The 22644-nt window shown below is 68.0% G+C and carries 20 protein-coding genes; 8 read left to right on the top strand and 12 right to left on the bottom strand.

The window, feature by feature from the left end; all coding sequences use genetic code 11:
* Positions 1–4 precede the first annotated feature (4 nt).
* From BLV15_RS20580 to BLV15_RS20560, 5 genes are all read left to right on the top strand, one after another.
* On the top strand, positions 5–1801 hold the full coding sequence (locus BLV15_RS20580; protein ID WP_090231595.1) for a hydantoinase B/oxoprolinase family protein: 1797 nt from the start codon (positions 5–7) through the stop codon (positions 1799–1801).
* 81 nt (positions 1802–1882) lie between these two features.
* Positions 1883–3001: an ABC transporter substrate-binding protein gene (locus BLV15_RS20575; RefSeq protein ID WP_090231594.1), complete on the top strand. Its 1119-nt coding sequence runs from the start codon at positions 1883–1885 to the stop codon at positions 2999–3001.
* Positions 3002–3065: 64 nt separating this feature from the next.
* Positions 3066–3959 (top strand): ABC transporter permease, encoded by an 894-nt coding sequence (locus BLV15_RS20570; RefSeq protein ID WP_090231593.1) that lies wholly within the window; start codon positions 3066–3068, stop codon positions 3957–3959.
* On the top strand, positions 3956–4744 hold the full coding sequence (locus BLV15_RS20565) for an ABC transporter permease (RefSeq protein ID WP_090231592.1): 789 nt from the start codon (positions 3956–3958) through the stop codon (positions 4742–4744). Before BLV15_RS20570 ends, BLV15_RS20565 begins: the two co-directional genes overlap by 4 nt.
* The gene (locus BLV15_RS20560; protein WP_090231591.1) at positions 4741–5814 is read left to right on the top strand and encodes an ABC transporter ATP-binding protein; all 1074 of its coding nucleotides are present in this window, start codon (positions 4741–4743) and stop codon (positions 5812–5814) included. The genes BLV15_RS20565 and BLV15_RS20560 overlap by 4 nt, the downstream gene beginning before the upstream one ends.
* Positions 5815–5965: 151 nt before the next feature.
* On the opposite strand, the gene BLV15_RS20555 is transcribed toward BLV15_RS20560, so the two are convergent.
* Positions 5966–7375, bottom strand: coding sequence for an NAD(P)/FAD-dependent oxidoreductase (locus BLV15_RS20555; protein ID WP_090231590.1), 1410 nt, complete (start codon positions 7373–7375; stop codon positions 5966–5968).
* 33 nt (positions 7376–7408) lie between these two features.
* Positions 7409–8224 carry a nuclear transport factor 2 family protein gene (locus BLV15_RS20550; protein ID WP_255964708.1) on the bottom strand — a complete coding sequence of 272 codons (816 nt, stop codon included), beginning with the start codon at positions 8222–8224 and terminating at the stop codon, positions 7409–7411.
* A 207-nt stretch (positions 8225–8431) separates the two neighbouring features.
* Between BLV15_RS20550 and BLV15_RS20545 the strand changes: the two genes are divergently transcribed.
* Entirely contained in the window at positions 8432–9361 is a 930-nt protein-coding gene (locus tag BLV15_RS20545; RefSeq protein ID WP_090231588.1) for an AEC family transporter, read from the top strand.
* A 126-nt stretch (positions 9362–9487) separates the two neighbouring features.
* Entirely contained in the window at positions 9488–10747 is a 1260-nt protein-coding gene (locus BLV15_RS20540) for a 3-phosphoshikimate 1-carboxyvinyltransferase (RefSeq protein WP_090231587.1), read from the top strand.
* A 108-nt stretch (positions 10748–10855) separates the two neighbouring features.
* Here the strand turns inward: BLV15_RS20540 and BLV15_RS20535 are convergent, their stop codons facing one another.
* The 8 genes from BLV15_RS20535 to BLV15_RS20500 form a co-directional block, all read right to left on the bottom strand.
* Complete coding sequence (locus BLV15_RS20535; protein WP_090231586.1) at positions 10856–11464, bottom strand: ABC-type transport auxiliary lipoprotein family protein; 609 nt, start codon at positions 11462–11464, stop codon at positions 10856–10858.
* Entirely contained in the window at positions 11461–12396 is a 936-nt protein-coding gene (locus BLV15_RS20530) for an MlaD family protein (protein WP_090231585.1), read from the bottom strand. The genes BLV15_RS20535 and BLV15_RS20530 overlap by 4 nt, the downstream gene beginning before the upstream one ends.
* Positions 12396–13184, bottom strand: a complete 789-nt coding sequence (locus tag BLV15_RS20525) for an ABC transporter ATP-binding protein (RefSeq protein ID WP_090231649.1) — start codon at positions 13182–13184, stop codon at positions 12396–12398. The genes BLV15_RS20530 and BLV15_RS20525 overlap by 1 nt, the downstream gene beginning before the upstream one ends.
* On the bottom strand, positions 13178–14308 hold the full coding sequence (locus BLV15_RS20520) for an ABC transporter permease (protein ID WP_090231584.1): 1131 nt from the start codon (positions 14306–14308) through the stop codon (positions 13178–13180). Before BLV15_RS20520 ends, BLV15_RS20525 begins: the two co-directional genes overlap by 7 nt.
* Before the next feature lie 126 nt (positions 14309–14434).
* Positions 14435–15238, bottom strand: a complete 804-nt coding sequence (locus tag BLV15_RS20515) for an ABC transporter permease (protein ID WP_090231583.1) — start codon at positions 15236–15238, stop codon at positions 14435–14437.
* 2 nt (positions 15239–15240) lie between these two features.
* Complete coding sequence (locus tag BLV15_RS20510) at positions 15241–16110, bottom strand: ABC transporter permease (protein WP_217632910.1); 870 nt, start codon at positions 16108–16110, stop codon at positions 15241–15243.
* A gap of 1 nt (position 16111) precedes the next feature.
* Positions 16112–17209, bottom strand: coding sequence for an ABC transporter ATP-binding protein (locus BLV15_RS20505; RefSeq protein ID WP_090231581.1), 1098 nt, complete (start codon positions 17207–17209; stop codon positions 16112–16114).
* Between the two features lie 139 nt (positions 17210–17348).
* Complete coding sequence (locus BLV15_RS20500; protein ID WP_090231580.1) at positions 17349–18503, bottom strand: ABC transporter substrate-binding protein; 1155 nt, start codon at positions 18501–18503, stop codon at positions 17349–17351.
* A 230-nt stretch (positions 18504–18733) separates the two neighbouring features.
* On the opposite strand from BLV15_RS20500, the gene fabG reads away from it, so the two are divergent.
* Entirely contained in the window at positions 18734–19498 is a 765-nt protein-coding gene (gene fabG, locus BLV15_RS20495; protein ID WP_090231579.1) for a 3-oxoacyl-ACP reductase FabG, read from the top strand.
* A gap of 658 nt (positions 19499–20156) precedes the next feature.
* On the opposite strand, the gene BLV15_RS20490 is transcribed toward fabG, so the two are convergent.
* Positions 20157–21491, bottom strand: a complete 1335-nt coding sequence (locus BLV15_RS20490) for an aspartate aminotransferase family protein (RefSeq protein WP_090231578.1) — start codon at positions 21489–21491, stop codon at positions 20157–20159.
* Complete coding sequence (locus BLV15_RS20485) at positions 21488–22492, bottom strand: phosphotransferase enzyme family protein (protein ID WP_090231577.1); 1005 nt, start codon at positions 22490–22492, stop codon at positions 21488–21490. Before BLV15_RS20485 ends, BLV15_RS20490 begins: the two co-directional genes overlap by 4 nt.
* Positions 22493–22644 lie beyond the last annotated feature (152 nt).

Raw genomic sequence — 22644 nt, 5'->3', positions numbered from 1 at the left:
CGGAATGGACCAGAAGCAAGCCATCAACCCGGTACTCACCGCGGTGATCGCCAATCGCATCGACGGCATCGTCCGCGAGATGACCAACACCCTGCTGCGCGCCGCGCGCTCGGCGGTGATCAACAGCGCGCGCGACTTCAGCTGCGGCCTGTGCACCGCCGACAACCAGCTGCTGGCCTGCGCCGACGGGCTGCCGATCCACAGCTTCGGCGCGCACCTGCAGACGCGCACCATGTGCGAGTTCCACCCGGACCTCGCCGAGGGCGACGCCTTCCTGCACAACGACCCGTACACCGGCAACACCCACCCGGCCGACCACACCATCCTGGTGCCGGTGTTCGTCGAGGGCGAACACCTCTTCACCGTGGTCGCCAAGGCGCACCAGGCGGACATCGGCAACTCGCAACCGACCACCTACCACGCCTCGGCGAAGGACGTATACGAGGAAGGCGCACTGATCTTCCCGGCGGTGCGCGTGCAGCGCGACTACCAGATGAACCAGGACATCGTACGCATGTGCCAGAGCCGCATCCGCGTGCCCGGCCAGTGGTACGGCGACTTCCTCGCCAGCCTCGGCGCCGCGCGCATCGGCGAGCGGCGGCTCAAGGAGCTGTGCGAGAAGTACGGCAAGGACCGCATCAAGACCTTCGTCCGCGACTGGCTGGACTACTCCGAGCAGCGCATGGCCCAGGCCATCCGCCGGCTGCCCAAGGCGCGTCTGGTGAACACCGGCGGCCACGATCCGGTGGAAGGCATCGTCCCCGAGGGGATTCCGATCAGGCTGGAAATCGAGGTCGACCCCGAGGCGGCGATGGTCACCCTGGACATGCGCGACAACATCGACAACCTGCCCTGCGGCTTCAACGTCAGCGAGGCCTGCACCATTTCCGCCTCGCTCACCGGCCTGTTCAACTCGCTGCCGGCGGACATCCCGAAGAACTCCGGGGCCTTCCGCCGCGTGCGCATGCTGCTTGGCGAAGGCAAGGTGATCGGCCGCCCGGCGTTCCCCCACAGCTGTTCGGTGGCCACCACCAACGTCGCCGACCGGCTGGTGAACTGCGCTGGCGCGGCCTTCGCCCAGCTCGGCGACGGCTACGGCGTCGCCGAGGGCGGCCTGGGCATGGGCGTGGGGCTGGCGGTGGTCTCCGGCGACGATCCGCGCCAGGGCAACGAGGCCTACGTCAACCAGTTGATCATCGCCATCAACGGCGGCCCCGCCAGCGCCCACGCGGACGGCTGGCTTACCTGGGGCCTGCCGGTGGACTGCGGGCTGATGTACCGCGACTCGGTGGAGATCGACGAGCTCAAGCACCCCATCGAATTCAGCCACATCCGCCTGATCCCCGGCTCCGGCGGCGCCGGCAAGTTCCGCGGCGCGCCGGGCGGCGACATGGCCTACGGCCCCACCGAGGCGCCGCTGACGGTGATGTTCCCCTGCGACGGCCAGCTCAGCCCGCCGCGAGGCGTGCGCGGCGGCGGCGATGCCATCGCCGCCGCGGCCTGGCACATCCGCGCCGACGGCAGCCAGAGCAAGCTGCCCAACGTGGTCGCGCTGACGCTGCACAAGGGCGAACTGATCCGCGGCATCGACTGCTCCGGCGGCGGCTATGGCGACCCGCTGGAGCGCGAACCGCGCCGCGTGCTGCACGACGTGCTGGAACGCTGGGAAACCCCGTCGCGCGCCTTCGAGCTCTACGGCGTGGTGTTCAGCGGCTCGCTGGAGGGCCTCGACCTCGCCGTCGACGCGACGGCCACCACCGTCCGGCGGCAAGCCCTGCGCGCGCAACGCGGCAACGGTTGAGCGCGAGGCCGTGTCCGTGGTGTCATCAGCAGGCATCCCGCGCGGACAGGCGGGTAAATCGAGCAACGCAGAGGAAAGAAGATGACGGATGCATCAGATCGCTTGACCCACGACCTCTTCAACGGCGCCCGTTCGCGGCGCGACATGCTCAAACTGCTGGGCATCGCCGGCGCCGCCGGCCTGCTTGGCGGCCCGTTGCTCTCCGGCCGCGCACAGGCGGCCGCAAAACACTTCACTTGGGGCACCAACGCCGACTACGCACGGCCCGAGTTCCTCGCGCCCTTCCTCAAGGCCAGCGGCATCGAGGTGCAGACCAGCCTGTTCGCCGACCCTTCGGAAATCATCACCAAGCTGCAATCCGGCGGCGCCGGCGTCGAACTGCTCACCGACGGTTCCTACCATGCGCAGATCACCTATGACGCCGGCGTGCTCAAGCCCATCGACACCAGCAAACTGAAGAACTGGTCGAAGCTGATTCCCGGCTTCGACAAGGCCGCCGGGATGATCTACGACGGCAAGACCTACGGCGTGCCCTACGCCTGGGGCACCGACTCGATGGTCTACAACCACGGCATCGTCGGCCAGGACGTCGACGACCTGGCGATCCTCTTCGACAAGGAGTTCGCCGGGCGCATCGCCATGCCCAACGGCCTGTTCGAGAGCGTGGTGGTGGCCGCCCTCTACCTCGGCATCAAGACCCCGTTCGCCATGGACAAGGACCAGCTCGACGCCGTCGCCGAGGTGCTGATCAAGCAGAAGCCGCTGGTGCGCTCCTACTGGAACGACATCGGCGACCTGAAGAACCTCATGGCCACCGGAGAAGTCGCGGTGTGCTGGGGCTGGCAGCCGCTGCTGGAAATCCGCAAGTACGACGTCGACGTGCGCTGGACGCACCCGAAACAGGGCGAGCTGGCCTGGTACGATGCGGCCTTCCTGACCAGGGACGCCAACGCCGAGAGCGAGGCCGCCTGCCTGGCCTTCATCGACTACCTGCTCGGCGAGCAGTACGGCGCGATGATCGGCAAGGACATCGGCTACCGCACCACCTCCACCGCGGCGATCGCCACGATGGATGGCAAACTGGTCGATTCCCTCGACCTGGCCAAGCCGGACGCCTTCCTGAAGAACGCCGTCTGGTGGACCTCGCCGACCAACCCCGCCGGCTATCAGGCGGTGTGGGACAAGGTACTCAACGCCTGATACCGATACGCCCCGCCATTCCCAGGGACGGCGGGGCGTGGGTGGACGTACCTTCGGAGGCCGCGTGCGCTTTTCCCGTTACCCGCTGATCACCGGCGGCCCCTGGCTGCTCCTGCTGCTGACATTCTTCGTGCTGCCCATCGCCGGCCTGCTGCTGCTTTCGCTGTCCCCGGGCAACGGCTCGGCGGCGGCGTTCCCGACCCTGGACAACTACCGGGGGATTCTCGACCTGGCGTCCGGCCGCCCGCAGGTGCTGGCGCGCACCCTCGGCGTGGCACTCGGCGTGGTGCTGCTGGCCACGCTGATCGCTTTGCCGGTGGCCTACTACCTCGCCAAGGGCGTGCGTTCGACGCGGTTGCAGGCGCTGGTGCTGATGCTGGTGACCGTGACCTTCCTGGTCGGGCCGTTGATCCGCACCGTGTCCTGGCGCGGCATCCTCGGCGTGAAGGGCCTGATCAACACGGCGCTGACCAGCAGCGGCCTGCTCGACGCGCCGATCATGGCGCTGCTCTACGGGCGCCCGGCAGTGATCGCGGCGATGACCTACAACAGCTTCCCGTTCATGCTGTTCACCCTGTTCCTGGCGATGAGGACCATCGACGACCGCTACCTGGTGGCGGCGCGCGACCTCGGCGCCTCGGCCAACGCCACCTTCTGGCGCATCGTCATGCCACTGGCGGCGCCCGGCCTGTGCGTCGGCGCGGTGCTGGTGTTCGTACCGACCCTGAGCACCGTGCTGGAACCGGAAATGCTCGGCGGCACCTCCGGCCGGCTGACCACCACGGAAATCCGCGACCAGTTCTTCCACGCGTTGAACTGGCCGCTGGGCAGCGCGCTCACGGTGCTGCTGATCGTCGCCGGCGGGCTTGCCGTCGGCCTGCTGGCGGCGCTGCTGGCACTCTTCGCCCGCGCCTGCGGACGCGTTGGCCTGAGCCTCGGCTCGGGAGGCGGACGATGAAGCGCCCGCGCCACCCGTTCCTGCTGCTGTGCACCCTGGCGATGCTGATCTACGCGCTGGTGCCGATCCTCACGGTGATCGCCTTCAGCTTCAATCCGCTGCCGTTCTACGCCTTCCCGATCACCGGCTTCACCGGCAAGTGGTACGCCGCGCTGGTCGCCGACCCGCGCATCGGCGCCTCGCTGCTCGCCTCGCTGGGCATCGCCACGCTGGTGGCGCTGCTGGCGACGCTGCTCGGCACGCTGTTCGCGTTCTTCGTGGTGCGCGCCCAGGCCCGCTTCAAGCGCCTCTGGGTGGCCTTCGGTTTCCTGCCGCTGGTGGTCCCGGTGCTGGTGCTCGCCGCCGGCCTGCAGGTGGCCTTCGTCGAACTCGGCCTGCCGCTCGGCTATCCCACGGTGATCATCGGCCACACGCTCTACACCTCGCCCTTCGTCGCGCTGATGGTGATGGCGCAGCTGCTGCGCTACGACGAGCGTCTCGACGACGCCGCCCGCGACCTCGGCGCCAGCCAGCGGCAGATGCTGCGCCATGTGACCCTGCCGATCCTCTGGCCGAGCATCCGCTCCGGGCTGCTGCTGGCCTTCCTGCTGTCGTTCAACGAATGGGCGATCGCCTTCTTCACCGGGCGCGGCTTCAACACCCTGCCGATGCTGATCTACTCGATGGCGCGCAACGGCCTGCCGCCCAGCGTGCTGGCCTACTCCGCGCTGGCCGTCGCCTGCGTGCTGCTGGTCGCCGGGATGATCCTGCCCTTCGCTCTCAAACTCATCCGAGGACGCGCATGACCCCGCCCGACTCCCCCCGCGACCTGGTCATCGATGCGGTGAGCAAGACCTACGGCGCCACCCTGGCGGTGGACCGCGTCAGTCTGGACGTCGGCCACGGCGAGATCGTCGCCATCCTCGGCCCGTCCGGTTCCGGCAAGACCACCCTGCTGGGCATGGTCAGCGGCCGCCTCGGCCTCGACGGCGGCGATATCCGCATCGCCGGGCGCTCCATCGCCGGGCTGCCGCCGGACCGCATCGACGCCGCCACGGTGTTCCAGGACTACGCGCTGTTCCCGCACCTGAACGTGCTGGAAAACATCGGCTTCGGCCTGCGCATGAAGGGCCTGGGCAAGGCCGAGACCCGCGCCGCGGCGCTGCGGATGCTCGAACTGGTGGGCCTCGCCGAATTCGCCGAACGCGCGGTGAAGCAGCTCTCCGGCGGGCAGAAGCAGCGCGTCGCCACCGCCCGCGCGCTGGCCGTGCAACCCGCCGTGCTGCTGCTCGACGAACCCCTCGGCGCGCTCGACCGGCAGATCCGCCAACGCCTGCAGCGCGAACTCGCCGGCCTGCTGCGCGAGCTGAAGATGACCGCGCTGCTGGTCACCCACGACCAGGAGGAAGCCTTCGCCATGGCCGACCGGGTGGCGATCATGCAGGCCGGACGGTTGCAGCAGATCGATGCGCCGGGCGAGCTGTACCGCTGGCCGCGCACCGAATTCGTCGCCACCTTCCTCGGCGCCGGCAGCCTGCTCGACGCCCGCTGCCTGGCCAGCGATGCCGCCGGGATCGAGTGCGAAGCCTTCGGTGGGCAGTTCCGCGCGCGCTGCCGCGTGCCCGCCGCGTCCAGCCAGGTACGCGTGCTGATCCGCCCGGAACAACTGCAGATTGCCCGTCCCGGTGAGCTGACGGCGCCGGTATGGCGCGGCGCACGCATCGCCGAGGTGCTGAACAGCGGCGAGGTCACGCGTTACCGGCTGGACGTCGCCGGCACTCCGCTGGAATCCGTCGCCCTCGGCCTGCCGCGCTTCGTCCCCGGCGAGCAGGTGGACTGCACGCTGGAGCACGACGGGCCGGTGGTGATCGGCTGACGTGAGCGGGGTTTGGTTGGTGGGCTGAAGCCCACCCTACCCGGATCGGAACCGTAGGGTGGATTAGCCGCGCCGCGCGGATCGCCCGTACCGCCACGAAAGCCCGTCGCGGCGTAACCCACCGCCCGGAGCCTCGCCAGGCACAACGCGGTCAATGCATGAAGGTGTCGAGGTAGGCGGCGACGCTTCTCGCCAGGCGCCGGCGCCAGGGCGGTGTCGCCGGGTTGGCGAGCACACGGTCTTCGTGGGCGAAAGAACGCATGATCAGCTTATAGCCGAGCCAGCGGCACGGCTCCGGTTCCCAGCGGCGCAGGCTCTTGCCCAGCGGCTGGTCGCGGGTCACCCAGGGCAGCCGGGTCAACGCGCTGTCGTTGTGCAGGATCAGGTCGGCGACGGTGCGCCCGCCGAGGTTGCTCGCGCCGACGCCCTCGCCGCCGAAACCGCCGGCCAGCGCCAGGCCGTTCTTCTTGTCGCGCAGCATGTGCGGGCGGAAGCGTCGCGCCATGCCCATGTTGCCGCCCCAGGCGTGGGTCAACTTCACTCCGCGCAGGCGGGGGAAGAGCGACTCGAACAGGTAGCGGCGCAAGCCGATCTCCGCCTCGGTGAGCTGGAAGTCTTCGCGCACGCGCCCGCCGAAGCGGTAACCGCCGCGCGCGCCGAACACCAGGCGGTCGTCGCGGGTGCGGTGGCCGTAGGTGATCTGCCGGCTGTTCTCGGCGAACGCCTGGCCGTCGCGCAGGCCGATCTCGTCCCAGGTCGATGCGGGCAGCGGTTCGGTGGCGACGATCAGGCTCTGCACCGCGACCTGATAGGGCTGCAGCAGGCCGAAGCCACCGGCGTAGCCCTCGACCGCCGGGACGATCCAGTCGGCGCGCACGCGAGCACGCGCGGTGCGCAGTTCCCGCGGCTGCCAGTCGCTCACCGGGCTGCGTTCGTAGATCGTCACGCCGAGGCGCTCCACCGCTTGCGCCAGGCCACGCACCAGGCGCGCCGGCTGGATGGTGGCGCAATGCGGCGAATAGATGGCGCCGTAGGCATCGGCGATGCGCAACTGGGCGTCCAGCGCGTGGCGGTCCAGCCAGACGTAGTCGCTCTCGTCGTGCCCTTCGCGGTACAGCGCGTCGAGTTCGTGGCGCAGGCGGCTGCGCTGCTCCGGGTAGCGCGCCGCGCAGGTCAGCACGCCGCCCTTGAGATAACCGCAGTCGATGCCTTCCGCCTGGATGACCGCGGCGACCTCGTCGGGAATCGACTTGAGCACCACGTAGGCGCGCATCCGCTCCTCCTGCGGCAGCGGCGCCAGGTAGCGGTCCTCGCCGAGCATGCGCCCCATCAGCCAGCCGCCGTTGCGCCCGGAGGCCCCGTAGCCGGCGGTCTGCGCTTCGAGGATGACGATGCGTAGCTGCGGCGCCTGGCGCTTCAGGTAGTAGGCGGCCCACAGCCCGCTGTAGCCGGCGCCGACGATCGCGACGTCGACGTCCAGGTCCTGTTCCAGGCTCGGGCGCGCCCGCAGCGGCGTGTCGAGCTGATCCATCCACAGGCTGATGTTTTCCCAGTTCTGCATTGCGAGGGCTCCAGGGCGAAGTGTGCCGGCAGTCTAGGGCGCGTCGGCGTGCGGGTCGTTCGCGCGGGTCCGTGCGGAATTCAGCTGCCTGAGGTAGCCGCGCGGCGGCAGGCCGGTGCGTTCGCGGAAGCAGCGGTAGAAGACCGACAGCGAGTTGAAGCCGACGGCGAAGGCCAGCTCGTCGATGCGTCCGGCATCCTCCTCGCCGAGGCGTTCCAGCAGGTGGTCGACACGTGCGCGGTTGACGTACTGGTAGAAGCTGACCCCGAGCACCTGGTTGAGCAGGTAGGACACCTGGTTGCGGCTGTAGCCGGTGTCGGCGGCGACCCTGCTCAGATCGAGATCGCTGGCCAGGTAGGGCTTTTCGCTGGCGAAGTACTGTTCCAGGTCGAGCAGCATCAGGCGCACCTGCACCGACGACAGGCCGAGCCGCTGGATCTTCGCCGTCGGCGCCTCGGCCCCGGCGCCGACGTTTTCCTCGCGCACCGCGGTGGCGTATTCATGGACCCGCCAGATCAGCCCGTCGCGCACGGTGATCGCCTCGCTGGCGCGGAACGAGGCCAGCCGGCCGCTGCGCCGCAGGGTCAGCCGCGAACAGTACTGGATGAACGCGGTGTCGCCGTCGACGCGGATGCGGTCGGTGTGTTCGATGTGTTGCTGCGGGCTGTGCGGCATGGCGGTGCGCACGTAGTCGCGCAGTTCGTCGAAGGGGATGCGCAGGTTGTTGAAGAAGTCGTAGTACTCGATATCGGGGTGATAGAGCGCCATCACGCCTTCCACGTCGAGTGCCATCCAGCACTGGTGATAGCGCTCGACCACCTCGCGGGTTCGCCGGGTTTCCTCGTCCACGCTGCTTCTCCGAATCCTCTGCCAGCCGCAGAGTAAGGATTGCCCACGGCTTTGCAACGCCCGCCAGCGAATTCCTCGGCTACATGGAACAGCGACGGCCCTCGGTGGCGACCTGGATTCGACGGCGCAAGCCCGGCGCCGCGATAGCATTGGACCGCATCGACCGGCAACTCTAAGCTGCGTTTCCCTTCGTACTCGCGGGCGCCCATGTACTCCGTCATCAACGTCGTCATCCCGATCTTCGCCTTGATCCTGGTGGGCTACGTCTGCCGCCGCACCGGCCGCCTGGGACCGACGGCCGCCGTCGAGATCAACAAGTTCGTGGTCTGGCTGGGCCTGCCCTCGCTGCTGTTCCAGGTCACCGCCGGCTCGAGCTGGGAGAAGGTATGGCAGCCGGGCTTCGTCGTCGCCGTCACGGTCGGCTGCCTGGCGGTGTACCTGCTGACCCTGGCCTACCGCCTGCGCGGCGAGCGGCGCCTGGTAGACGCCAGCATCGACAGCCTGAGCGCCTCCTACGCCAACACCGGGTTCATCGGCATTCCGCTGTGCGCGCTGGTGTTCGGCCAGGATGGCCTGGAGCCGGCGATGATCGCCTCGATCCTGGTGGTCTGCGTGCTGTTTTCCCTGGCGGTGGTGTGCATCGAGATCGGCCTGCAGGCCGAGAAGAGCCTGCACCACGCCGTGCTCAAGGTGCTCAAGGCGCTGGCGAAGAATCCGCTGATCGTCTCGCCGATCCTCGGCGCGTTCTGGGCGATGGGCGGGCAGCCCCTGCCCGGCCCGCTGCACCAGTTGCTCAGCCTGCTGGCGAACGCCACAACGCCCTGCGCGCTGGTATCGCTCGGGCTGTTCCTCGCCCAGGCGCAGAAAGGCTCCAGCGAGGGCGCGATGCCGATCGTGCTGATCAAGCTCATCGTGCAGCCGCTGATCACCTGGGTGATCGCCTTCCCGCTGCTGCACCTGCCGCCGCTGTGGGCCAACTCGGCGCTGCTGCTCGCCGCCCTGCCCACCGGCACCGGGCCTTACATGCTCGCCGAGTTCTACAACCGCGAGGCCGCGCTGGTATCGCGGGTGATCCTGGTCTCGACCCTCGGCTCGCTGCTGACCACCTCGCTGCTGCTCTACCTGCTCGGGCTGTAATCCGCGTGACAAAGGCACCTGCGGCGCAGACACCGCGCGGCGTCGCTGGCATCATTGCAGCCCGCCGCGCCTGCTCGCCCCAGGACGCGCAGCAGACTTTGCACAGGTTCTCAGGAGAGTTCGCCCATGGCCGCCCGGCCCATCCTCACCGTGATTCCACCCACCTCGCCGCTGCGTGGCCAGGTCGCGCCGCCCGGCTCGAAGTCGATCACCAACCGCGCGCTGCTGCTGGCGGCGCTCGCCAGGGGCACCAGCCGGCTCAGCGGCGCGCTGAAGAGCGACGACACCCGGCACATGTCCGAGGCGCTGCGGCAGATGGGCGTCGAGGTGCTCGAACCGGACGACACCACCTTCGTCGTCAGCAGCGACGGCCAGTTGCGCACGCCGACCGGGCCGCTGTTCCTCGGTAACGCCGGCACCGCCGTGCGCTTCCTCGCCGCCGCGGTCACCAGTGTCGACGGCGCCGTCACCCTGGACGGCGACGACTACATGCGCAAACGCCCGATCGGCCCGCTGCTCGACGCGCTGCGCAGCGTCGGCGTCGGCGTCGACTGCGCCACCGGCTGCCCGCCGCTGACGGTGCACGCCAAGGGAGGCTTTCCCGCCGGGCGCATCGAGGTCGATGCCGGCCTCTCCAGCCAGTACGTCTCGGCCCTGCTGATGGCCGCCGCCTGCGCCGAAGGCCCGGTGGAAATCGCCCTGCGCGGCAAGGACATCGGCGCGCGCGGCTACGTAGACCTGACCCTGGCGGCGATGCGGGCCTTCGGCGCGCAGGTCGAGCAGCAGGACGAGATGACCTGGCGCGTGATGCCCGGCGGCTATGTCGCGCGCGACTACTTCATCGAACCCGACGCCTCCGCCGCCACCTACCTGTGGGCCGCGCAGGTGCTCAGCGAGGGCGACATCGACCTCGGCGTCGCGGATGCCGACTTCACCCAGCCGGACGCCCGCGCCAACGACTTCATCCGCCAGTTCCCGCGGATGCCGGCGCTGATCGACGGCTCGCAGATGCAGGACGCCATCCCGACCCTGGCGGTGCTCGCCGCCTTCAACGAGACCCCGGTGCGCTTCGTCGGCCTGGCCAACCTGCGGGTCAAGGAATGCGACCGCGTGGCCGCGCTGCACGACGGCCTCAACGCGATTCGCCACGGCCTCGCCACGGTGGAAGGCGACGACCTGCTGGTGGCCGCCGACCCGGCGCTGGCCGGCAGCACCTGCGACGCGCTGATCGAGACCCACGCCGACCACCGCATCGCCATGTGCTTCGCCCTCGCCGGACTGAAGATCCACGGCGTGCGCATTCTCGACCCGGAATGCGTCGGCAAGACCTATCCCGGCTACTGGAAGGCCCTGGGATCGCTGGGCGTCACCTTCGAGCGCAGCTAGCCGAACGTGGACAAAAAACGGCCCTGAGGGGCCGTTTTTCGTTCGATCAGCGGTCGAGCCGGACAGATATCGCGCGTCGCCCGGCTGACCGGGTGCTGGTCGCGCCCGTCATTCGCCGGCCCGCAACACCCAGCCGCTCACTTGCAGGGCGAGGTCGTCGCTGGCACGGCCGAAGGCCTCTACGACTTCGGGCACCGCGCGGCCCTGCACCGCCTGGCTCACCTCGAAACGCCGGCTGGCGAGGATCGCGCGGCTGCGGGTATCGATCAGTTGCGCGTCGAAGCGGATCAGCACCTGCGGCTGGCCAGCCTGATATTCGCTCTGGAACGCGCGCAGGTTGCCGCCCAGTTCGCGGTCGGCGCGCAGGTTGTCGTCGTCGCTGCTCAGCCGGGCGATGCCGCCGCCGGCGCGCAGCGCCTCGATCAGGCGGTCGCGCAGCAGCACCGGAACGGCGTCGCTCCAGCGCGCGCCCTTGTAGAAGCTCAGCCGGTCCGGCTGCGGCAGCACGGCGATGCGCGTGCCTTCCAGCCCGCCGGCGGCTTTCGGCCGGGTGACGCGCAGCGAGCCGTCGGCGCCGGCCGGAGCCGCCGCGCTGGCGAAATGGCCACCGGGCAGCAGGTAGGTATCCACCGTCTCCGGTTGCGACAGCGCCGAGCAACCACCCAGCAGCGCGCCGGCCAGCAGGGCGAAGAGGCGCCCCGGAAAAATGCGGATCATGGCTCGAACTCCTGTGCATGTTCTCGCCCGAGCAGGTAACCCACCGGGTTTTCGTTGAGGCCGTGGCTGACCTGGCGCAGCGAGGCCAGGGTTTCGCGCAACTCGCGGATCGCCGGGCCGAGCTCGCCAAGGCCCTGCAGGCCGTTGGCCAGCGAGTCGCTGTTGGCGGCGAGGATGCCGTCCAGCCGCGTGCTGCTGCCCTCCAGCGAGGCCAGCGTCTGCTCGGCCTGGTCCAGCACCACGCGGCCCTTGTCGTTGACCAGAACGTTGGCGTTGCGCATCAGCAGCGTGGTCTGTTCCAGCGTCGCGCTGGCCTGCTGGCTGGCCAGCGCCAGCTGGTGGACCATTTCGCGCACGTCGTCGCGCTGTTCGGCGATCATCGCGGTGGCCTGCTGCAGGTTGTCCAGCGTGCGGCTGATGCGTTCGGCGTTGTCCTCGGAGAGCATCCGGTTGATCCCCGTCAGCGCCTGGGTGACGCCGGTCATCAGGTCCTCGCCGTTGGCCAGCAGGCGGGCGATCGGTGACGGATCGGCGACGATGATCGGCGGCTCGCCGTTCTGCGCCACCAGCGGCTGGCTTTCCGGCGTGCCGCCGCTGAGCTGGATCTGCGAGGTGCCGGTGATGCCATTCATCGACAGCTTGGCGCGGGTGTCCAGCTTGATCGGCGTGGTCGCGACGATGCGGATCTGCGCCACCACACGACGCGGGTCGTTCGGGTCCAGGTGAAGCTCTTCCACCTCGCCGACGCGGATGCCGCTGTACTGCACGGTGCTGCCCTGCGAAAGGCCGCTGACCGCCTCCTTGAAGACCACCCGGTAGCGGTTGAACTCGCCCTCCCCGGAGCGCCCCAGCCAGAAGGCGAAGAGCATGGCAGCGGCGATGGCGATCACCGTGAACAGTCCGATCAATACGTGATGGGCTCGGGTTTCCATCAATCCGTCTCCCGCAGGGATGCATGGGTGTGTTCGGCGGCACGCGCGCGCGGGCCGTGGAAGTAGTCGCGAATCCAGGCGTCGTCATACGCCGCCACCACCTCGAGGCGATCGGCCACCAGCACGCGTTTCTGCGACAGCACGGCGATGCGGTCGCTGATCGCGTAGAGGGTGTCGAGGTCGTGGGTAACCAGGAACACCGACAACCCTAGCGCCTCGCGCAGGGTGAGGATGAGCTGGTCGAACGCCGCCGCGCCGATCGGGTCTAGCCCGGCGGTGGGCTCGTCGAGGAACAGGATGTCCGGGTCCAGCGCCAGCGCGCGGGCCAGCGCGGCGCGCTTGATCATGCCGCCGGACAGCGAGGCCGGGTACTTGTCGCCGGCGTTCGCCGGCAACCCGGCCAGCGCCAGCTTGACGGCGGCCAGGCGCTCGGCCGAGGCGCGCGAGAGGCCGGCGTGCTCGATCAGCGGCAAGGCGATGTTCTCGATCACCGTCAGCGAGGAAAACAGCGCGCCCTGCTGGAAGAGCACGCCGAAGCGCCGTTCGACACGCGAGCGACGCTGCTCGGGCAGGGTCAGCAGGTCCTCGCCGAACACCCGCACGCTGCCGGCGCTGGGCCGGTTGAGGCCGATCAGGGTGCGCAGCAGGACCGACTTGCCGCTGCCCGAACCGCCGACCACGGCGAGGATTTCGCCACGGCGGATATCCAGGTCAAGGTGCTCGTGCACCACCTGCGGGCCGAAACAGTTGCTCAGGTCGCGGACTTCGACGATCGCCTCGCTCACCAGTCCATCTCCATGCAGAACAGGGCCACCAGCGCATCCAGCAGGATCACCACGAAAATGGATTTCACCACGCTGATGGTGGTGTGCTCGCCCACCGACTGCGCACTGCCGCTGACCTTGAAGCCTTCCAGGCAGCCGATCACGGCGATCAGGAAGGCGAACAGCGGCGCCTTCGCCAGGCCGACCACCAGGTGGCTGACGCCGATGTCGCTGTGCACGATGTTGAGGAACATGCCGGGCGAGATGTCCAGCGCGATGGCGCACACCGCCAGCCCGCCGAGGATGCCGCTGAGCATGCCGACGAAGGTGAGAATCGGCAGCGCGACCAGCAGCGCCAGCAGGCGCGGCAGCACCAGCAGCTCGACCGGATCGAGGCCGAGGGTGCGGATCGCGTCGATCTCCTCGTTGGCGCGCATCGAGCCGATCTGCGCGGTAAAGGCGCTGGCGGTGCGCCCGGCGATGAGGATCGCGGCGAGCAGCACGCCGAATTCGCGGAGGAACGAATAGGCCACCAGGTTCACGGTGAACAGGGTCGCGCCGAAGCTCTGCAGCACGGTGGCGCCGAGGAACGACACCACCGCGCCGACCATGAAGGTCAGCAGCGCGACGATGGGCACCGCGTTCAGCCCGGTCTGCTCCAGGTGCGCGACCATCGAGGTCAGCCGCCAGCGCCGCGGGCGCAGCAGGTAGCCGAGCAGCGATTGCAGGATCAGCCCGATGAAGCCGAGCATCTCCACCAGGTTGCACCAGTGCTCGACCATCGAGGCGCCGATGCGCTCGAGCAGTTCCAGGTAGGCGGCGCGCGGCGCGGGCGGCGACAGCGGCACCTGATCCGCCTGCGAACGCGCCACCAGCGTCAGCAAGGCCTGCTGCTTGGCCGGTAGGCATTCCTGGGTGGCCGCGCGTTCGACGCCCAGCAGCCGCACCAGCAGCGCGGCGCCGGCGGTGTCGAGCTGGCCGAGGTCGCTGAGATCGAAATGCCGTGGGGGTTCGGCGCCTTGGGCCGAGACGACTTCGCGCTCCAGCCGCATGTTGTCGGCCAGCACCCAGTCGCCGGCGATGCGCAGGGTCGAGGCATCGCCGGCATCGAGGCGCGTCAGGCTACCAGGCGTTGGGGTAAGGCTCATCGACTGTCCGGGTCAGGCGGCGGGAAACTCCCTGAGCCTGCCATGATGCCGAGAACAGAGCCTTCGCTCTAGCTTTTTGCAGCCGCGATCGTTTCCGTCGATGTACCCGGCGCGCGCCAGCACGGGCTACTTCTGCCGGCGCCGGCGGATCACCGCGATCACCGCGCCGCCGAGCAACAGCAGGCTCGCCGCGCTGAGCGTGCTCATGGTGCCCAGCGCCGGAACCATCGGCGTGTAGCCGGCGACCATCTTCGAGTACAGCCACTTGGGCACCGTGGAGTCGGCGCCGGCGGTGTACAGCGACAGCGGGAAGTTGCCCCAGGACAGCAGGAAGGCGAACAGCGCGCCGGACCAGATGCCCGGCCACAGCAGCGGCAGGGTGATCTCCTTGAAGATGAACAGGCGGCCGGCGCCTAGGTCGATGGCGGCCTCTTCCAGGGTCGCGTCGTAGCTGTAGACCTGGATCGCGATCACCAGCGTCACCACCGGCACGATCCACACCAGGTGCGCGACCACCGCGGTGCGCCAGCTCGGCGTGATGCCCAGGGCGTTCATCCACAGCAGAAGCGCCAGGCCGAGCACGGCCTGCGGGAAGAAGATCGGCAACAGCAGCAGCTTCTGGTACAGCTTGCGGCCCTTCCACTCGTAGCGGGCGAACGCCAGCGCGCCGAAGAACGCCAGCAGCACCGAGATCAGCGTCACCAGCAGGGCGACGGTGATCGAGTTCTGCACCAGCGTCTGCACCTCCAGCGAGGCCAGCGTGCGCTGCCACCAGTCCAGTGAGAACTGGCGCACCGGGAACAGGAAGTAGCGGCTCTTCGACAGCCCGGCCAGCGCGCTGCAGACGATCGGCAGGTAGATCGCGATGAGCACAAAGGCGGCCCAGCTGCGGATGAAGAATTCGGAACGGATCTTCGCTTGGGTTCTCATGTTCAGCGTCTCCCCAGCACGCGGTCGAGGTCCAGCCTGGAAAGCACCGCCAGGGTCAGCCCGCCGATGATCAGCACCAGCAGCACGGCCAGCGCGGCACCGAGTGGCCAGTCCTGGGCGTAGGTGAAGGCGATCTCGATGTCGTGCACCACGGTGATCACCGATTGCCCGCCGAGAATCTTCGCCTCGGCCACCGCGCCGACGGCGAGGACGAAGGTCAGCAGCATGCCGATGAGGATGCCCGGCATCGCCAGCGGCAGCTCGACCTCGCGCCAGACCATGAAGCGCCCGGCGCCGAGGTCGGCGGCCGCGTCGATCAGGTCGCGCGGCACCATCGACAGGCCCAGGGTCATCGGGAACAGCATGAACGGCAGGTACACGTAGACCATGCCGAACAGCGTGATCCCCGGCGTGTAGAGCACCTCGGGCCCCGGCCCCAGGCCGAGGGCGTTGAGCAGGCCGTCGACCACGCCGTTCTTGATGAAGAACTGCACCCAGCCGTAGAGACGGACGTTTTCCGAGATGAACAGCGGGAACACGAAGAGCACGCTGACCAGCGAGGAGAAACGCCCGAACGCGTGGTTGAGGCCGTAGGCGATCGGATAGGCGATCAGCGCCAGGATGATCGTGCAGGCCGCGGCCAGCCCCAGCGACCAGACAAACGAGGTCCACACGGTGTTGGAGGAATCCAGCACCGCGGAGAAGTTGGCCAGGGTGAACGAGGTGAACACCTCGAAGCTCTTCGGCGAGGCGAAGGCGTAGGCGACCACGGTGACCAGCGGCGCGAGAAAGCCCAGCAGCAGGAAAAGCAGCACCGGGCTGGCGTAGCGTAGGCCGGTGGAAACCACGGGTGGCGCGTCGGAATCGTGCATCTCAGGCCTCCGCCACGAAGGCATCGGCGGCGTTCCAGCCGATCATCACCTGCTGGTCGAGGGCCGCATCGCGCGCCAGGGTGCGCGGGATCTCGATGAGCACGCTCTTCTCGCCGCAACGCACCTGGTACTGGATGCGCGAACCCAGCGAATACTCGTTGAACACGCTGCCGCGGATGACGTTGTCGAACTCGTCCGGCGCGCTGGCGAAGCGCATGTACTCCGGGCGCACGATCAGCGTGGCCGCCTGGGCGCCCTGCAGCGAATCGGGCAGGGTCAGGGTCACGGCGCTGTCGGTGTCGGCGCTGAACCATCCGCGCTCAGGGTCGCGCACCAGCGGAAACTTGTTCACCTCGCCGAAGAACTCGGCGACGAATTCGGTTTCCGGCCGCGCGTAGATGCTCTCCGGCGTACCGATCTGGACGATCTTGCCGGCACTCATCACCGCGATGCGGTCGGACATCACCATCGCCTCCTCCAGCGAGTGGGTGATGTACACGAAGGTCTTGCCGCTCTCGCGGTGCAGGTCCTTGAGCTCCTTCTCCAGCACCTTCTTCAGCTTGTAGTCGAGCGCCGACAGCGGCTCGTCGAACAGCAGCACGTCGGGGTCGTAGGCGAAGGCGCGGGCCAGCGCGACGCGCTGCTTCTCGCCGCCGGAACACTTCATCACGTTCTTGCCGTAGTAGCTCTCCGGCAGGCGCAGCATGCGCAGCAGCTCCAGCGCGCGCTCCTTGCGTTGCGCTGGCGGCACGCTCTTCACCTTGAGCGGGAATTCGATGTTCTCGCCGACGGTCTTGTGCGGGAACAGCGCCAGCGACTGGAACACCAGGCAGGTCGGCCGCTGTTTCGCCGGGACGTTGTTGATCAGCTCGCCGCGCAGGGTGATGTTGCCGTCGCTCGGCGCCTCCATGCCGGCCAGCATGCGCAGCAGCGTGGTCTTGCCGGAGCCGGACGGGCCGACCACGGTGAGGAACTCGCCGTCGAGGATGTTCAGTGAAATGCCGCTGACCGCGGTGAACTCGTTGAAACGCTTGTAGACATCCACCAGTTGCAGAATCGGTAGCGGTGCCTTGGCGACATCATTCAATGCGCTGCTCATAGTCGTGCCTTGTTCGATTACGGGACGTGCAGGGTCCCGCCCACGCGCCGGCAAGCAGCAGGCGCGTGAGCGGGCGATGGGGCCATTCGGCGGCGCGGGCGCGCGTCATCCGATAGCGCCCGGCCTGTGGGTGTCGCGATCAGCGCATGCGCTTGGCGGCGGTGATCATGTCCAGTGCCTCGGCGTACTCGGGAACGATGTCGTACTCGACGCAGCGGCTCATTTCCTCGGCCAGGCTGTCCCACTGGATGATGTCCAGCTCTTCCTGGGTGAACAGCTTGAAGCACTCCGGGTTACCCATCTGGCTGACCGGGTTGAAGGTGCCCTCGGCGAACGCCACCTGGTGGGCGACGTCGGGCTTCTGCACGTACTTGAGGAACTCGGTGGCCAGCGGCGAGACGTTGGGGTTGTTCACCACCGAGGTGATCTCGATCCAGGAAACCCCGCCCTTGCCGTCGATCGGCCCGCGCAGCGGCGTGATGCCGCGGATTTCCGGATAGCCGTCGGCGCGCGCCGGCGAGGCGGTGTAGGTGCCGCCGGTGAGGTACAGGTCGATCTCGCCGGAGATCATCGCCTGGTTCAGGCTGGCGACGTCGCCGACCATTTTCGCGCCCTTGAAGACCTTCACCGCGGTCTGCTGGAACGCCTCCATCTCCGCCGGCGTGTGCTTGACGAAGGGGTTGATGCCGGCGATCAGGAAGATATCGAAGACGTTCCAGTCGTCCGACTCCTGGATGCCGTACTTGCCGGCCAGGGCCTTGTCGTTGAACAGGTCCCAGCCGGTGTCCTCGGCGCTGGCACGGCTGATCTTCTTGGTATTGACCACGTAGTTGAACGGCCCGAAGCGCTGCGCCATGCCCAGCAGGTCCTTGCCGTCCTCGCTCATCGCCCACTTATAGGGGGCCTTGAACTCCGGCAGCATGGCGTCGAAATAGGGCTCGAACTCGGCACGCGGCAGCGACTTGATCAGTCCCGCGGGGGCCATGACCTTGCGCGCCCACGGGTTGTTCACGTTGATCAGGTCCCAGACGTTGGTCTCGCCACCGCGCAGGCGGTTGATCATGGTGGGGTCGTTGGTGAGGCTCTCGGCCTTCACCGTCGCCCCGGTCATCGAACGGAACGGGTCGAGCACCTGCGCCGAGTTGTAGCCTTCCCAGCAGAGGATGTTCAGCTCCTTGCTGCGCGCCGCGGCGAAGGCCGACGAGCCGCCCAGCAGCGTGCCACCGCCCAGCGCCATCGCACCGGCGCCAGCCCCCATCATCTTCAGCAATTTCCTTCTCGACAGATCGTTCATCTTCTCTCCTACCCGGACGGGGGCGTGGTTCAGCGATGCGTCGAGTAGAACTCACGAATGAGGCAGGTTCAACATTTTTTTTCGCACCAGATGTGGACCTTCACGCACTAAAAAGCAGCACGAAATCCGTTCGATTTCAGCATTTAATTCATAACATATTGATTTTTATATACTTGGTTGGTGGTCTGTATTTTGCCAGGGATCTGTCACTATTCGGAGAGGACCACCAAATGTTTGAATCACTACAAAACAAAACCGTCATCGTGACGGGCGCCAGCCGCGGGATCGGCCTGGGCATCGCCAAACGCTTCGGCCAGGCCGGGCTGAACGTGCTGGTGGTGTCGCGCTCGCTCGCCGACGCGCAGGCGGTGGCCGAGGGCATCGGCGCCAACGCCTCGGCGTTCGCCGCCGACGTGAGCGAGGAATCGGCCTGCCAGGCGATGGTGAACGCCGCCGTGGAACGCTACGGCTCGGTGGACGTGCTCGCCGCCAACGCCGGGATCTTTCCCTCGGCGCGCATCGAGGACATGACCACGGCGGACTTCGACCACGTGATCGCCACCAACCTGCGCAGCAGCTTCCTCAGCACCAAGGCGGTCCTGCCGGTGATGAAGAAGAACGGCTTCGGCCGCATCGTCCTCACCTCCTCCATCACCGGCCCGATCACCGGCTATCCGGGCTGGTCGCACTACGCCGCGAGCAAGGCCGGGCAACTGGGCTTCATGCGCACCGCCGCCATCGAACTGGCCAGCGCCGGGATCACCATCAACGCGGTGATGCCCGGCAACATCCTCACCGAAGGCCTGGACGGCATGGGCGCCGACTACCAGGCGGAAATGGCCGCCTCGATCCCGCTGCGCCGCCTCGGCTCGGTGGACGACATCGCCAACGCGGTGCTGTTCTTCGCCACCCGCGAAGCCGGCTTCATCACCGGCCAGACGCTGGTCATCGACGGCGGCCAGGTCCTCCCCGAATCCAGCGCCGCGCTGGCTTGAGGATTGGGAACTACTCGGCTCCGCCTGGTGGGTTACGCGGTGGGTGATTCGGGGTGAACCTCGGCTTCGTTGTGCCGCTAACCCACTCTACGAGTTCGGCGTGAACCGCAGGGTGGGTTAAGGCGCCCACCGGGGATGCGATCAAGGAAATGCGTAGCGCCGCAACCCACGCGGAGCGGAGGTCCACGCGACTCCGCCTGGTGGGTTACGCGGGGGGTGATTCGGGGTGAACCTCGGCTTCGTTGTGCCGCTAACCCACTCTACGCGTTCGGCGTGAACCGCAGGGTGGGTCAAGGCGCCCACCGGGGATGCGATCAAGGAAATGCGTAGCGCCGCAACCCACGCGGAGCGGAGGTCCACGCGACTCCGCCTGGTGGGTTACGCGGGGGGTGATTCGGGGTGAACCTCGGCTTCGGTGTGCCGCTAACCCACCCTACGCTCAATGCTCGCCCGCGCCTGCCCGCCGCCCAAGCGGGAGTCAAGCCTGTCGCTGTTCATCGAGCCTGCATGGATTAACTCCCCTCTCCCATTCATGGGAGAGGGGCTGGGGGAGAGGGCGGGAAAGACCGCGAAACAGCCAGCCCCTCCCCACATCGAACTCGACCACCGCCCAAGTGAGCAGCCTTACGCCTCAAGTCCGCCGCTCAGGGGGCGCAGCTCACACTCCGCGCAACACCCGGGCCAGCGTCTCGACGAAGAAGCCCGCATTGTCCTCGCCGAAGCACAGCGCCGGACGGATCTTCAGGACGTTGCCGTAGGCGCCGGCCGCACCGATCAGGATGCCCTCCTCCTTCATCGCGTTGATCACGTAGGCCGCCAGGTTGGCATCCGGCTCGCGCTCGCCACGGCTGAATTCCAGGCCGATGAACAGGCCGGCGCCACGCACGTCGCCGATTCGCTCGTCGCGACGACCGAGGTCGCGCAGGCCGTCGCGCAGCAGCGTGCCGATCCGGTTGGCGTTGGCGATCAGCCCTTCCTGCTCGATCACCTGCAACACCGCGAGACCGGCCGCGGCGGCCACCGGGTTGGCGCCGAAGGTGTTGAAGTAGCCGGTTTCGGCGCAGAACGCCTCGAGCAGTTCCGGGCGCGTGACCACACCGGCCATGGGATAGCCGTTGCCCATGGGTTTACCCAGGGTGACGATGTCCGGCTCGATGCCGTGTCGGGCGAAGCACCAGTGGCCCTTGCCGGTGCGGCCGAAGCCCGGTTGCACCTCGTCGGCGATGAACAGCCCGCCCGCCTCGTGCACCACGGCCAGCGCCTCGGCGAGAAAGCCGGCGGGATCGGCGAACACGCCGTCGCTGGAGAACACCGTGTCCACCACCAGCCCGGCGAAGGTGATGCCGTTGTTCTGCAGGTCGGCGATGGCCGCGCGCAGGTGCGCGGCGAACACCGCGCCGACCTCCTGCCCCGGTTCCAGGTGGTAGCTGTCCGGCGCCGGGATGGTGCGGATGTGCGGCGGCAACGGGCTGCCCTTGCGGTACGAGGACGGCGAGATTTCCATCACCGCCGTGGTGTTGCCGTGGTAGGCCGTCTCGGTCACCACGAAGCCGTTGCCGCCGGTGTGGGTCTGCGCCATGCGCAGGGCGATGTCGTTGCTTTCGCTGCCGGTACAGGTCAGCACCAGGTTCGACAGCGACGCCGGGAAGGTCGCCAGCAGGGTTTCCGCGTAGGTATGCAGGTTCTCGTACAGGTAGCGGCTGTTGGTGGCGAGCAGCGCGGCCTGGCGGCTGATCGCCTCGACCACTTGCGGGTGGCAGTGGCCGACGGTGGGCACGTTGTTGTAGACGTCCAGGTAGGCCTTGCCGGCCGCGTCGAACATGGTCACGCCCTCGGCGCGAACGATCTCCAGCGGCTTCTGGTAGAACAGCACCGAGGAGGCGCCGAACGAGGCGCGACGCCGCTCGACCAGCTTCGCCAGGCGCGCGTCGAGGCGCTCGGCGCTGGCCATGTCGAAGCGGTTCAACTGGAGGATTTGCTTCGACTCGGTCATCTCGGGTCCTTCTCTGCATAGGCGCTCAGGTAGCGCTCGGCCAGGGCAACGGTGCCGCGGGTGTAGTCCTCGCCCATCGACTGCGCGGTGGGCGTTTCGGCGTGGCTGGCGATCCAGGCGGTGAGCTGCATGCGACGCAGCATCAGCAGCATGGGGATGGCGTCCTCGTCCTCCCGGGGCAACTCGGCGACGCTGCGATAGCCGTCCAGCCAGGCGGCGAGGAAGTCCGGTATCCGTGGGTCTTCCTCGAGGAAGCTGACGCAGGCGGCGAAGTCATAGGCGTACCAGCTCAACCCGCAGTCGTCGAAGTCGATCACGCTCAGGCGGTCGCCATGCACCAGCAGGTTGGCCGGGCGCATGTCGCAGTGCACCAGGCCGAAACGCTGCGCATCGGTGCCGTAGGCCGCGGTCTGCGCGCGCAGCAGCGCCTGGGTACGTTCCAGCACGTCGCGCCCGTGCGCGTCGAGGCCCAGCGCCTGGCGCCAGTCGCCCCAGTGCGCGAGCGGGCCGATGATGGTGTCGAAGTCCCACACCTTGCGCACGAAGCCCTCTGGCTTGACCCAGCTGCGGCTGTGCTGGTGCAGGCGCGCGTTGATCTGGCCGAGCACGCGATACCACTCGGCGAGGTCGCCGGCGGCGTCCGGTTCGCTGCCCGGCATCCACTCGAAGGCGGCGACGTGGCGCACCCTGTCGCCATCGGCGAAGGAGCACAGCAGGCGCCCGTCGACGGTGGGAATCGGCGCCGGCGCGCTGACCAGACCGGACTCGCGCAACGCGAGAATCCAGCTCAGCTCGGACTCGATCTCGGCGACGCTGTGATAGTCGGGGCGCTGCACGCGAATCACCTGTCGACGTTTTGTGGCGGTGTCCTCGACCAGATAGGTGGCGTTCTCCGAGATCGCCAGCAATCTGACCGCCGCATCTTCCGGCAGACCCCAGTTCGGCAGCGCCCCGCGCAGCCCGGCTTCGAGCCGCTGAAGAAATTCACTCTCGTACAACATGACAATCCCCACAACCTTGGTGCGCTAGAAGTACAACATTTGAACCACAGCAACAAGGATAAATATTGCGCTTGCAACATTTTTAGGCCGAGACGACCACATTTCGTGCAACGGGAAAGCCTCCAACGCCGCGCAGACGGGTGACGGCACCG

Source organism: Pseudomonas kuykendallii, from assembly GCF_900106975.1.
Taxonomy (GTDB): domain Bacteria; phylum Pseudomonadota; class Gammaproteobacteria; order Pseudomonadales; family Pseudomonadaceae; genus Pseudomonas_O; species Pseudomonas_O kuykendallii.
This window is presented reverse-complemented; position numbering and strand designations above follow the sequence as displayed.

Coding starts and splice junctions, on each gene's coding strand:
- BLV15_RS20580 (WP_090231595.1), top strand. CDS start 5: ATGGACCAGAAGCAAGCCATCAACCCGGTACTCACCGCGGTGATCGCC.
- BLV15_RS20575 (WP_090231594.1), top strand. CDS start 1,883: ATGACGGATGCATCAGATCGCTTGACCCACGACCTCTTCAACGGCGCC.
- BLV15_RS20565 (WP_090231592.1), top strand. CDS start 3,956: ATGAAGCGCCCGCGCCACCCGTTCCTGCTGCTGTGCACCCTGGCGATG.
- BLV15_RS20560 (WP_090231591.1), top strand. CDS start 4,741: ATGACCCCGCCCGACTCCCCCCGCGACCTGGTCATCGATGCGGTGAGC.
- BLV15_RS20555 (WP_090231590.1), bottom strand. CDS start 7,375: ATGCAGAACTGGGAAAACATCAGCCTGTGGATGGATCAGCTCGACACG.
- BLV15_RS20545 (WP_090231588.1), top strand. CDS start 8,432: ATGTACTCCGTCATCAACGTCGTCATCCCGATCTTCGCCTTGATCCTG.
- BLV15_RS20540 (WP_090231587.1), top strand. CDS start 9,488: ATGGCCGCCCGGCCCATCCTCACCGTGATTCCACCCACCTCGCCGCTG.
- BLV15_RS20535 (WP_090231586.1), bottom strand. CDS start 11,464: ATGATCCGCATTTTTCCGGGGCGCCTCTTCGCCCTGCTGGCCGGCGCG.
- BLV15_RS20530 (WP_090231585.1), bottom strand. CDS start 12,396: ATGGAAACCCGAGCCCATCACGTATTGATCGGACTGTTCACGGTGATC.
- BLV15_RS20520 (WP_090231584.1), bottom strand. CDS start 14,308: ATGAGCCTTACCCCAACGCCTGGTAGCCTGACGCGCCTCGATGCCGGC.
- BLV15_RS20515 (WP_090231583.1), bottom strand. CDS start 15,238: ATGAGAACCCAAGCGAAGATCCGTTCCGAATTCTTCATCCGCAGCTGG.
- BLV15_RS20510 (WP_217632910.1), bottom strand. CDS start 16,110: ATGCACGATTCCGACGCGCCACCCGTGGTTTCCACCGGCCTACGCTAC.
- BLV15_RS20505 (WP_090231581.1), bottom strand. CDS start 17,209: ATGAGCAGCGCATTGAATGATGTCGCCAAGGCACCGCTACCGATTCTG.
- BLV15_RS20500 (WP_090231580.1), bottom strand. CDS start 18,503: ATGAACGATCTGTCGAGAAGGAAATTGCTGAAGATGATGGGGGCTGGC.
- fabG (WP_090231579.1), top strand. CDS start 18,734: ATGTTTGAATCACTACAAAACAAAACCGTCATCGTGACGGGCGCCAGC.
- BLV15_RS20490 (WP_090231578.1), bottom strand. CDS start 21,491: ATGACCGAGTCGAAGCAAATCCTCCAGTTGAACCGCTTCGACATGGCC.
- BLV15_RS20485 (WP_090231577.1), bottom strand. CDS start 22,492: ATGTTGTACGAGAGTGAATTTCTTCAGCGGCTCGAAGCCGGGCTGCGC.